Annotated in this window: 8 protein-coding genes and 2 tRNA genes; 8 read left to right on the top strand and 2 right to left on the bottom strand. The window is 59.9% G+C overall.

The window, feature by feature from the left end; all coding sequences use genetic code 11:
* Positions 1-40 precede the first annotated feature (40 nt).
* Positions 41-1,048 carry a DUF481 domain-containing protein gene (locus BFW87_RS05410; protein WP_078738924.1) on the bottom strand — a complete coding sequence of 336 codons (1,008 nt, stop codon included), beginning with the start codon at positions 1,046-1,048 and terminating at the stop codon, positions 41-43.
* Positions 1,049-1,250: 202 nt separating this feature from the next.
* Here BFW87_RS05410 and BFW87_RS05415 point away from each other — a divergent pair, with 202 nt between their 5' ends.
* The 4 genes from BFW87_RS05415 (at position 1,251) to BFW87_RS05430 (ending at position 6,019) form a co-directional block, all read left to right on the top strand.
* Positions 1,251-1,565: an MGMT family protein gene (locus BFW87_RS05415; RefSeq protein WP_439848377.1), complete on the top strand. Its 315-nt coding sequence runs from the start codon at positions 1,251-1,253 to the stop codon at positions 1,563-1,565.
* A gap of 43 nt (positions 1,566-1,608) precedes the next feature.
* Entirely contained in the window at positions 1,609-3,141 is a 1,533-nt protein-coding gene (locus BFW87_RS05420; RefSeq protein WP_078738926.1) for an AmpG family muropeptide MFS transporter, read from the top strand.
* 178 nt (positions 3,142-3,319) lie between these two features.
* On the top strand, positions 3,320-5,035 hold the full coding sequence (locus BFW87_RS05425; protein WP_078738927.1) for a proline--tRNA ligase: 1,716 nt from the start codon (positions 3,320-3,322) through the stop codon (positions 5,033-5,035).
* Between the two features lie 21 nt (positions 5,036-5,056).
* Positions 5,057-6,019, top strand: a complete 963-nt coding sequence (locus BFW87_RS05430; protein ID WP_078738928.1) for a hypothetical protein — start codon at positions 5,057-5,059, stop codon at positions 6,017-6,019.
* A gap of 122 nt (positions 6,020-6,141) precedes the next feature.
* Here the strand turns inward: BFW87_RS05430 and dinB are convergent, their stop codons facing one another.
* Entirely contained in the window at positions 6,142-7,200 is a 1,059-nt protein-coding gene (gene dinB, locus BFW87_RS05435; protein ID WP_078738929.1) for a DNA polymerase IV, read from the bottom strand.
* Positions 7,201-7,480: 280 nt separating this feature from the next.
* Here dinB and BFW87_RS05440 point away from each other — a divergent pair.
* The 4 genes from BFW87_RS05440 (at position 7,481) to BFW87_RS05455 (ending at position 12,048) form a co-directional block, all read left to right on the top strand.
* Positions 7,481-7,557 (top strand) — tRNA-Met (locus BFW87_RS05440).
* A 206-nt stretch (positions 7,558-7,763) separates the two neighbouring features.
* Positions 7,764-7,840, top strand: a tRNA-Met gene (locus tag BFW87_RS05445).
* A 279-nt stretch (positions 7,841-8,119) separates the two neighbouring features.
* Positions 8,120-10,762, top strand: a complete 2,643-nt coding sequence (mprF, locus tag BFW87_RS05450; protein ID WP_078738930.1) for a bifunctional lysylphosphatidylglycerol flippase/synthetase MprF — start codon at positions 8,120-8,122, stop codon at positions 10,760-10,762.
* Positions 10,762-12,048: a virulence factor family protein gene (locus tag BFW87_RS05455; protein WP_078738931.1), complete on the top strand. Its 1,287-nt coding sequence runs from the start codon at positions 10,762-10,764 to the stop codon at positions 12,046-12,048. Before mprF ends, BFW87_RS05455 begins: the two co-directional genes overlap by 1 nt.
* Positions 12,049-12,197: the final 149 nt, after the last annotated feature.

Below are 12,197 nucleotides of genomic sequence, written 5' to 3' on the forward strand. Positions count from 1 at the left end.
AGGTTGCCAGAGGCCGTCCGGCAGGTTTTGCCAGGCCTTATTACCAGGCCACGCCAAAGCCTGCGGTGTAACGGGTCTTGCTCAGGCTGCTTTGCGAGTCGCCACTGATAATGTCGCGCTCGGCCTTGAGGTTGAGCGACGCCCATTCGGTGACTTTGTAACGCAGGCCCATCTCCGCATCCAGGGAGTAGGCGGCCGGCCCGTCGAGGGGCTTGCCCACTTCACCATTGGTGAAGAACTCCACGGTCTTGCCCACCAGGTAGCGGTTGTAGTTCCACTTCATGGCCAGGGAATAGAAGTTGTCCTTGCCGCCATCGGCATATTCGTAATCGGTGCGGTTAACCAGCGAGCCGAGGGAGAACGCGCCGAGCTCATCATCCCAGAACTGGTAGCCTGGGCCGGTACCCACGGTACGCTGACGGGACAGGTCTTCGACCTTGTCACGCTTGTAAGTCAGGCGGCCTTGCCAGAACCAGTGTTCGGTGATGAAGCGGTCCAGGTCATATTCCAGCGCCCAGTTGTCTGTGGTGGTCACGTCATCCTGGAACTCACGGTTGTATTCGCCTTGAGCGGTGTGGCGCCACTGGCCGTGACGGGCGGTGGTCTTGAAGTCGACGTCGTAATCGTTGGTGTCTTTGTCGGCGCGTTTGTAGTCCAGCGCCAGGTCAACGTTGCCCTTCCACACCAGGTCTTCGATCACAGGTTTGGGTTTGAGGATCTGCTGGATGCTTGCCAGTTCAACCGTCTTGGGCGCCTCGCCGTTGGCCAGCACCACCTTGCCATCATCCGCCGCTTTCAGCGATTTGGCTTTCTCACCGGTGTAGGCGTCCTGCTTGACCAGCAACTCCTGGTCGCTTTCCAGGGTTTTGACCTGCTTCCAGTCCACCGGAATGGCCCCGGCGTAGTCGGTCTGGATCAGCAGTTTACCGCCGTCGAAGACCTTGATCTTGCCGGTCAGGCGATCGCCGTTCTTCAACCAGACGGTGTCGGCCAGCAAGGGCGTGGAGGCACTGAAAACAGCAAGGCACAGCAGGGTTCTGGACAACATAAGCAAGTTCGGGGCTCAAGTTTGACAAAAAAGGCGGCATTATCGTGTTAGATAACGTCTTAGCAAGGACTGACTCAGGTATTTGTATTCAGTTCAGTACTCGCCGCGATATTTACAGACGTTTCTGACAAAAATGCCGACGATCTCAACGGATGTGCCCACAGTGATTCAACCCGCCGAACCCCCGCAAAGCCCCGCCGAAATGCGCCGTACGGCGCTTTACCTGACCCTGGCGCAAGTGCCTGAAGGGTGCGTGGTAAGTTACGGCGAATTGGCGCACCTGGCAGGGCTGGGTCGCGCAGCCCGCTGGGTCGGGCGCACATTGAGCCAGTTGCCGGACGACACAAAGCTGCCCTGGCACCGCGTGCTGGGTGCCGGTGGTCGGATAAGTCTGCCGGTGGGCAGTGCCTCCGGCGACGAGCAACGTGCGCGTTTACGCAGCGAAGGTGTCAGTATCCTGAACAATCGCGTTGATATTCAGCGCCATGGCTGGCGCCCGGTAGAGCACAGCGGTTAGAGTGCGCGCTTTGTTTCCGCAAATCTGAGGCAGACTCCAGCCCATGCCCCGTAAAACCTGGCGCGCCGCGCTCGCCGCCTATGCCAGCCCCTCGACGTTAGTACTGTTGTTGCTCGGTTTCGCCGCCGGCTTGCCTTACATGTTGGTGTTCTCGACGCTTTCCGTGTGGCTGCGTGAGGCCGGTGTGGCCCGCGAGACCATCGGCTATGCGAGCTTGATCGGCCTGGCCTACGCCTTTAAATGGGTCTGGTCGCCGCTGCTCGACCAATGGCGCCTGCCGCTGCTCGGTAAACTGGGGCGTCGTCGCTCCTGGCTGGTGCTTGCCCAGACGCTGGTGATCCTCGGGTTGATCGGCATGGGCTTTTGCGACCCGCAAAAGCACCTGTCCTGGCTGATCGCCATTGCCGTCATCGTCGCGTTCGCTTCGGCCACCCAAGACATCGCGGTAGACGCTTACCGCCTGGAAATTGCCGACGACAGCCGCCAGGCCGCCCTCGCCGCCAGCTATATGTCCGGTTATCGCATCGCCGCCCTGCTCGCGACCGCCGGCGCGCTGTTTTTTGCCGAAGGCTTCGGTTCGACGGGCTTCAACTATAAGCATTCGGCGTGGACCGGCACCTACGTGCTGTTCGGCGTGCTGATGATTCCCGCACTGCTGACCACCCTGTTCATGCGCGAACCCAATGTGCCACTGCGCACCCAGTTGCAGGCCGGGCGCTACAGCTTTGCGCACCAACTGGTCTCGGTATTTGTGCTGATCGTGTTGCTGGTGTCAGTACCGGCGATGTTCACCCAGCTGTACAACACTGATTTTGCCAGCGTGCTGTTCCACGGTGTCAGCCTGTGGGAACTGCTGATGGAAGACCGCGCGTTCCTGCGCGCCATCCTCTATATCATCCTGACCACGCTGTGCCTGTCCGCCATGGGCCGCCGCGGTTTGGCGCCAGTGCTCACACCGGTCAACGACTTTATCCTGCGCTACCGCTGGCAGGCGTTGTTGCTGCTTGGGCTGATCGCCACCTATCGCATGTCCGACACGGTGATGGGCGTGATGGCCAACGTGTTCTACATCGACCAGGGCTTTACCAAGGACCAGATTGCCGGGGTCAGCAAGATCTTCGGCCTGATCATGACCCTGCTCGGCGCGGGCATGGGCGGCTTGCTGATCGTGCGCTTCGGCATTCTGCCGATCCTGTTTATCGGCGGCGTGGCTTCGGCGGCAACCAACCTGTTGTTCGTGATGCTGGCCGACATGGGGCCGGATCTGCAGATGCTGATCTTCACCATTTCCCTGGATAACTTCAGCTCGGGCCTTGCGACGTCGGCGTTTGTCGCCTACTTGTCGAGCCTGACCAACCTCAAGTTCTCCGCGACCCAATATGCGCTGCTCAGCTCGATCATGCTGTTGCTGCCACGTTTGATCGGCGGCTATTCGGGGGTGATGGTGGAGAAGTTCGGCTACCACAACTTCTTCCTGATTACCTGCATGCTGGGTGTGCCGACGTTGCTGCTGATTGCGTTGCATTGGTTTCAGGAGAATCGGCGGGCGAAGTTGAACCCACCCGCCGAGGACTGATCCGACGCGGTCAATGTGGGAGCTGGCTTGCCTGCGATAGCGATGGTGAATCCAACGCCGCTATCGCAGGCAAGCCAGCTCCCACAGACCCCTCTGCATTCTGATGCCTGTACTCCGGCAGCCCACGCCCGTACAATCCAGAGTCATTTCAAGTTCAAGCAACCGACAACGGCCTACCATGCGCACCAGTCAATATTTGCTCGCCACACAGAAAGAAACGCCTTCCGACGCGGTCGTGATCAGCCATCAGCTGATGCTGCGCGCCGGTATGATCCGCAAGCTGGCCTCGGGCCTGTACACCTGGCTGCCCATGGGCTTGAAGGTGATGCGCAAGGTCGAAGCCATCGTTCGTGAAGAAATGAACGCCGCCGGCTCTCTCGAAGTGTTGATGCCGAGCACCCAACCGGCTGAACTGTGGCGGGAATCCGGGCGCTGGGAAGAGTACGGCCCTGAGTTGCTGCGCTTCAAGGACCGTCATGGCCGCGATTTCTGCGCCGGCCCGACCCACGAAGAAGTGATCACCGACCTGATGCGCAACGAGCTGAGCAGCTATAAGCAGCTGCCGCTGAACCTGTATCAGATCCAGACCAAATTCCGTGACGAGATCCGCCCACGCTTCGGTTTGATGCGCGGCCGCGAATTCATCATGAAGGACGCCTATTCGTTCCACGCTGATCAGGCGTCCCTGCAGGTCACTTACGACCGCATGCACCAGGCCTACTGCAACGTGTTCACGCGGCTGGGCCTGAAATTCCGCCCGGTTGAAGCGGACAACGGCTCCATCGGCGGCGCCGGCTCCCACGAATTCCACGTATTGGCCGAGTCCGGCGAAGACGACATCGTGTTCAGCAACGGTTCCGACTACGCAGCGAACATCGAAAAAGCCGAAGCCGTGCCACGGGAAACTTCCCGCGCCGCACCGGCTGAAGAGCTGCGCCTGGTGGACACACCAGAGACCAAGACCATCGCGGCCCTGGTGGAAAAATTCAATCTGCCGATTGAAAAGACCATCAAGACCCTGATCGTGCGCGCCGAAGAAGAAGGCAAGCTGATCGCCCTGGTGATCCGTGGCGACCACGAACTCAACGAAATCAAAGCCGCCCAGCAACCTGGCGTCGCCAGCCCGCTGGTCATGGCCACCGATGCCGAACTGCGCGACGCCATTGGCGCCGGTGCCGGTTCCCTCGGCCCGCTGAACCTGCCTTTGCCGATCATCATCGACCGTTCGGTCGAGCTGATGAGCGACTTCGGTATCGGTGCGAACATCGACGACAAACACTACTTTGGCGTGAACTGGGAGCGTGATCTGCCGGTTCCGACCGTTGCCGACCTGCGCAACGTGGTGGCCGGTGACCCAAGCCCGGATGGCAAGGGCACCCTGGAAATCAAGCGCGGCATCGAAGTCGGGCACATCTTCCAGCTGGGCAACAAGTACAGCAAGGCGATGAAGTGCGAAGTGCTGGGCGAGAACGGCAAGCCGATCACCCTGGACATGGGCTGCTACGGCATCGGTGTTTCCCGCGTGGTTGCAGCTGCCATCGAGCAGAACAACGACGAGAAAGGCATCATCTGGAGTGACGCCCTGGCGCCGTTCCAGATCGCGCTGGTACCGCTGCGCTACGACAACGAGCAAGTGCGCGAAGCCACCGACAAGCTGTACGCCGAACTGACGGCGGCCGGCTTTGAAGTGTTGCTCGATGACCGGGACAAGAAAACCAGCCCGGGCATCAAGTTCGCCGACATGGAACTGATTGGCATCCCGCACCGGATCGTGGTCAGTGACCGCGGCCTGGCTGATGGCAATCTGGAATACAAGAGCCGGACCGAAGCCGAAGCCCAACCGTTGCCGGTGGCTGACGTGCTGTCTTTCCTTCAGGCGCGTATTCGTCGCTGAAAAACCAGATCAAGAGAAGTCATGTTCAAGCGAAACACCAGAGCCCTGGGGGGCGCCGCCTTGTGCGGCGCCCTGCTGGTCAGTGGCTGCGCCAACCAGATGTCGCAACGCAGTGAGCACGAGGAGCGGGTCGAGCGTAAGTTGCTCGACCACAGCCTGCAGATTGATGTAGGCGAACCCAAAGTGCTGGAACTGCCGCAACGCCGGGTGCGCATTCACGAGCAGAAGACCTTTGAGGTCACCGAGTTCGAAGTCACCCGCCGTTACGATCGTTACACCCCCTATCAGCCCTGGCGCAAACTCTATGAGATGCCCCTGGGAGCGGTCGCCCTCGTGGCGGGCGCGGGGGCAAACGTGGCCAACATTTTTGCCCTCGGCAACTTGCCCACCAGCATGACACGTGACTGGCTGAGCTACGGCGTGGACGGCATCAACCCATTCATGAACGTGCAAAGCCACGGCCGTGCGCAACAAAACCTGGCGGGCATCGATGAAGTCCAGCGCGACAAGCGCACGGAGTATTCGAGCCTGCCCTGGAGCGAGCGCCCGGTGCAGGTCACTGCCGGCAAACAAACCTTTGACCTGACCACCGACCGTAACGGCGTGCTGCGCCTGAACCTGTTGGACAGCCCCTTTGCCGAGCACGATCTGAATCGCATCACCACCCTGAAAATCAGCGTGGAAGATGGCCAGGACGACGTGCATTCGGACTCGACCCTGGCGATCAGCAACACCCTGCGCGGCAAGTTGCTGGAAGCCCATGGCCTGATCTATGACGACCTGGAAGATGACGAGGTGAACCAGTGGGTGCACCGGGTCAAGCGTCTGTCGGAGTTGGGCCTGGAAGAAGAGGCCAGCGAGCTGGAACAAAGTTTGATCGAACTGACGCGTAATGATCCGGAGTTGCAGCAGGAGTTTCTGCAAGCGCTGACCAAGGATGCAGGACGGTTGGTCGCGGATCCTGGCGCACGCCAAGCCCCCTGATCAGATGAATGTCTAAATGTGGGAGCTGGCTTGCCTGCGATAGCGGTGGGTCAGCTTGCATTTGTAGAGGCTGACACACAGTCATCGCAGGCAAGCCAGCTCCCACAGGTTTGACCCGGTGTTTACCAGGGAAATTGGAGCTGTTCATTGCCGCTGCTGAGGTCGAGTAGCCTCACGCCAATGCCTAATAGCCGCACCGGTTTGCCCCCGCGATTAAACGCCTGCGTCAGCAGCTGTTGATAACTCTCCAGATCCCGCCCTGCCCCGGCCTGCTCCAACGTCGTCTGGGTAAAGTCATGAAACTTCACCTTCACAAACGGCTTGCCCGCGCGGTAACTGCTGTCGATGCGCGCCATGCGCCCGGCCAGGGTTTCCATCAGTTCCGGCAGTTTCGCCAAACAACTTGAAAGATCCGGCAGGTCCACGTCGTAGGTATTTTCCACACTGATCGATTGCCGACGGCTGTCGTTTTGCACTGGGCGGTCATCAATCCCACGGGCCAGGCTCCAAAGCCGCTCGCCAAAACTGCCGAATTCGCGCACCAGCGCCAGCTTGTTCCACTCACGCAGCTGCAGGCAGTCTTCAATACCCAGCCGCGCCAGCTTGTCTGCAGTCACTTTACCCACGCCGTGCAACTTGCTCACGCGCAGTTGGGAAACAAAATCTTCGACCTGGTCCGGGGTAATCACAAACAGGCCGTTGGGTTTTTTCCAGTCACTGGCGATCTTGGCCAGGAACTTGTTTGGCGCCACACCTGCAGACACGGTGATATGCAGTTGGTTGGAAACACGGCGGCGGATGTCCTGAGCGATGCGCGTGGCACTGCCGCCAAAATGCGGGCTGTCCGAAACGTCGAGAAAAGCTTCGTCCAGCGACAGCGGCTCGATCAAATCGGTGTAATCGCGAAATATCGTCTGGATTTCTTTCGACGCTTCTTTATAGGCATCCATGCGCGGCTTGACGATGGTCAGGTCCGGGCACAGCTTCAAGGCGTGGCGCGATGACATGGCCGAGCGCACGCCATACGCCCGCGCTTCGTAGTTACAGGTGGCGATCACCCCGCGCCGATCCGCCGAACCACCCACCGCTAAAGGCTTTTGCGCCAGGCTCGGGTCATCACGCATCTCGATGGCGGCGTAGAAACAGTCACAGTCGACGTGGATGATTTTGCGCTGCGTCATATAAACAGAGGGTGTAAACCAACGGACGGCCAGTATCGCATTCACCCCTGTATATAGCACCAGTAGTTTGAATCTTCCGCGTAAGCGGTAGGAAGATTCAGCGATGAATTTATTTTCTCAATCGAAATTGGCATCCCGATAGAGCTGAAACCCTCGGCCCGACTGGCTCGGCGCTCTTTTCAAGCCAACCTTGGAGAGCTAACCAATTGAACCACAAGCGCTTTTCTTCAATTCACAGGTTGACACACCTGCGTTCCTCTGTAGAATGCCGACACACAGACGCGGGATGGAGCAGTCTGGTAGCTCGTCGGGCTCATAACCCGAAGGTCGTCGGTTCAAATCCGGCTCCCGCAACCAAACATCAAAAAAGGCTACTCTAAAGAGTGGCCTTTTTTGTGCGCCTCTGTTTTACCTTTGTACAAAATTGTAAGACAAAAAAATCTTTGCCCGTCGCGCACTTACTGCATGCGGGTCACGCAAAGCGGCTATTTCACACTTATTTGACCCATCAGCTTATTAACGGTTGACACCTCGCCGCTGGACTGTAGAATGCCGCCCACAGACGCGGGATGGAGCAGTCTGGTAGCTCGTCGGGCTCATAACCCGAAGGTCGTCGGTTCAAATCCGGCTCCCGCAACCAAACATCAAAAAAGGCTACTCGAAAGAGTGGCCTTTTTTGTATCCGGTAAAAAAGTTCTTCTGAAACAATGACATGGCATCTTTCATGAAACCGTACACGGTTTGTAGAGTCCATCTCATTGCAAGCTATGCTCAATGCTCAAGCGCTACCCTCTACGACCAATGGCCGCAGTCGCCGCACCCGGCGATACGCGTTAATATTTGTAATTATTTTGTCCATAGGGATTGGTAACTTGGCTGGATACCTCCATCCTGTCGCGCACAATCCACGAGGTGATTGATGCGCGCCAACTCGTCTGAACCACAAGACACCGTTACAGCAGAACAACCGATCACTCCCACCCGTTTGCGTTGGCTGGATCTGTTGAGCAAATACCGTCAGCCAATCGGGCTGGCCGTTACCCTGTTGCTGTTCGCAATCGCCCTGATCGCCTGCCGACACCTGTTGCTGGAACTGGACCTTTACGCCCTCCACGACTCGATCCTGGAAGTGCCCAAGCCTGCCCTGCTCGGCGCATTCGGCGCAGCGGTCGCCGGTTTTATCATTCTGTTGGGCTATGAGTTCTCCGGCGCGCGCTACGCCGGGGTGAAACTGCCGGCCAAAACCCTGGCCATGGGCGGTTTCACAGCCTTCGCCATCGGCAACGCGATTGGCTTGTCGATGCTGTCGGGCGGTTCAGTGCGCTACCGTTTATATGCACGCCATGGCATCGGCGCTTCGGAAGTGGCCCACATGACCGTGTTTGCCAGCCTGGCGCTCGGCACTGCCCTGCCGCCGCTGGCCGCATTGGCCACGCTGAGTAACTTGCCGGCCGCCTCCACCTATTTGCATCTGTCCCAGGGTTTGCTTGGCGGCATTGCTGGCGCAGTGCTGCTGTTGTCGATCGCGCTGTGCATCGGCATTTATCGCCGTCGCCTGCCGGATCAGCCTTACCCGGACAACCTGCTGGTCAAGGCCGGGCGCCGTACGTTGCGCTTGCCTGGCCGACGCCTGACCTTCCTGCAATTGATCATCACTGCACTGGACGTCGCCGCTGCCGCCACCGTCCTTTATATGCTGCTGCCGGAAGCGCCACCGTTCGGCCCGTTCCTGCTGGTGTACCTGCTGGCTTTGGCCGCCGGTGTACTCAGCCATGTGCCGGGTGGCGTCGGTGTGTTCGAAGCGATCCTGCTCGCCGCATTCGCCGATAAACTCGGCGCCGCGCCATTGGCTGCCGCCCTGTTGCTGTACCGGATGATCTACGTGGTGCTGCCGCTGTTGATCGCCTGCGTGTTCCTGCTGGTCAACGAGGCCCAGCGCTTGTTCCAGACCCAGCAGAGCCTGCGGGTCGCCTCGGGCCTGGCAGCGCCGGTACTGGCCGTACTGGTTTTTTTGTCCGGCGTGGTCCTGCTGTTTTCCGGCGCCACGCCGGAGATCGATTCACGCCTGGAAAACATCGGCTTCCTGATTCCCCACCGCCTGATTGATGCCTCGCACTTTGGTGCCAGCCTGATCGGCGTGCTGTGCTTGCTGCTCGCTCAGGGCTTGCGTCGACGTCTGTCGGCGGCCTGGATGCTGACCATGGTGCTGCTGCTGACCGGCGCCCTGCTTTCGCTGCTTAAAGGCTTCGACTGGGAAGAAGCCAGCCTGATGATCATGACCGCGGTGCTGCTGGCGATCTTCCGTCGCTCGTTCTACCGCGCCAGCCGCCTGACCGAACTGCCCTTCTCGCCGCTGTACCTGGTGGCCAGCGTGTGCGTACTGGGTGCGTCGATCTGGCTGCTGCTGTTTGCCTATCAAGACGTGCCCTACAGTCATCAACTATGGTGGCAGTTCACCCTCGACGCCAACGCCCCGCGTGGCCTGCGCTCGTTGCTGGGCGCCGCAGTATTGCTGGTGATCGTCTCGCTGACCTGGCTGCTGCGCACCGCGCGCCCGATCATTCACCTGCCGACCCCGGATGAACTGGAGCGCGCCACCAAGATCCTGATGGCCTCCTCCCAACCTGACGGCGGCCTGGCACTGACCGGTGACAAGGCGCTGCTGTTCCACCCCAACGACGAAGCCTTCCTGATGTACGCCCGCCGTGGGCGCAGCCTGGTGGCCTTGTACGACCCGATCGGCCCGACCCAACCGCGCGCCGAGATGATCTGGCAGTTCCGTGACCTGTGCGACATCCATCACGCCCGCCCGGTGTTCTACCAGGTACGCGCCGAGAACCTGCCGTACTACATGGACATCGGCCTGACCGCGATCAAACTGGGCGAAGAAGCCCGCGTGGACCTCAAACGCTTTGACCTGGAAGCCAAGGGCAAAGAGATGAAGGATTTGCGCTACACCTGGAACCGTGGCACCCGGGACGGCCTGTCCCTGGAGATCTTCGAACCGGGCCATGCGCCGATGGATGAATTAAAAGTCATCTCCGACGCCTGGCTGACCGGCAAGAATGTGCGGGAAAAGGGCTTCTCCCTGGGACGTTTCAGCGACGACTACCTCAAGCACTTTCGCATTGCGATTATTCGCTTCGAAGGGCGCCCGGTGGCCTTCGCCAACCTGCTCGAGACCTACAACCACGACCTGGCCAGTCTCGACCTGATGCGTGCGCACCCGGACGCGCCGAAGCTGACCATGGAATTCATGATGGTTGGCCTGATTCAACATTATAAGAACCATGATTACGCCCGCTTCAGCCTCGGCATGGTGCCGTTGTCGGGCTTGCAACCACGCCGTGGTGCCCCGCTGACCCAACGTTTGGGCTCAATGGTGTTCCGCCGTGGCGAGCAACTGTATAACTTCCAAGGTTTGCGCCGCTTCAAAGACAAGTTCCAGCCTGACTGGGAACCCCGTTATATGGCCGTGCCCGCAGGACTTGATCCGCTGGTGGCACTGGCCGACACCGCTGCCCTGATCGCAGGCGGCTTGACTGGATTGGTGAAACGCTGATGATTCGACGCTCCTGGCGGTATGTATTGGCCGTTGTAGTGCTGCTCGCGCTGATCGCGGGCGCTGGCTTCTGGTACTGGAACCGCCCTGCCCCGCAGCCGACCCTGGAGCAATTGCCCCAGGCCGACGGCTCGGTGATGACCCGTGTAACGCCGAACGGCTCGGCAAAAGCCCGCGTGGCCGTCGCCGTGCTGGCCGACGAAACCCTGACCGACAGCCAACTGATTGCCTTGAGCCAGGGCGGCTCGGCGCAAATCGTTCAAGTGATCCTGCCAAAGGACGACTGCAAGCTGCAGGAACAAGCGCTGCAAAGCGCTCTGGCCCAGCTTAAAGGCCCGGCGACCCTGGTCAGCGGCATCGGCCCGGGTGCAAGTCTGGCCTGGCGCTGGTTGGCAGCACAGAACGACGACAAGGCCAACGCCATCTCCGTCGGCTTCGCCATGACGCAGGAAGGGTGTAAGGACCCCCTGCCGAAAACGTCCGCACACGGCAATTGGCTGGTGGCATGGAACGACAACCCTGACGATGATGCCGCCAGCTTCGTACGCGATACCCCGCGTGCAACCACCAGCATCAGCGATTACGACATTCACTACCCGCAAGTGCTGAACAACGAGCTGCGCAAGCAGCTGGTCGGTTCGGACAACGGCGGCCTGGCGATTCCAGTAGTGGAAGTTCCTGCTGGCCAAGCCAAGGACACCGTCACCCTGTTCCTCTCCGGTGATGGCGGCTGGCGCGACCTGGACCGCGACGTGGCCGGTGAAATGGCCAAGATCGGTTACCCGGTCGTCGGTATCGACACCTTGCGCTACTACTGGCAGCACAAGACCCCGGAACAAAGCGCCAAGGACCTCACCGAGCTGATGCAGCACTACCGGCAGAAATGGGGCACCAAACGCTTCGTGCTGACCGGTTACTCGTTCGGTGCCGACGTACTGCCTGCCATCTACAACCGCCTGCCGGAAAACGAACAGCAGCGCGTCGACGCAATCATCCTGCTGGCGTTCGCTCGTACCGGCAGCTTTGAGATCGAAGTGGAAGGCTGGCTGGGCAACGCGGGTAAAGAAGCCGCCACCGGCCCGGAAATGGCCAAGCTGCCGGCTGACAAAGTGGTGTGCATCTATGGCGCCGAAGAAGTCGACGAGAGTGGCTGTACCGACAAGACCGCCGTCGGTGAAGCGGTGAAGTTGCCTGGCGGGCACCACTTTGATGAGAACTACCCGGCGCTGGCTCAGCGGTTGGTGGACATCATCGTGAAGCATCAGGCCAAGGATAAAGCCGAGTAATCTCCACCGCTGTGGCGAACGGGCTTCCGTGGCGAGCGGGCTTGCCCGCGTTGGGCTGCGAAGCAGCCCTAAAACCAGACGCCGCATTCTGCCTGACAGAATGCGGCGTTTTTTATTGGGGCGGCTTCGCCACCCAACGCGGGCAAGCC

The organism is Pseudomonas fluorescens (assembly GCF_002022275.1).
GTDB classification, from domain to species: Bacteria; Pseudomonadota; Gammaproteobacteria; order Pseudomonadales; family Pseudomonadaceae; genus Aquipseudomonas; species Aquipseudomonas fluorescens_AJ.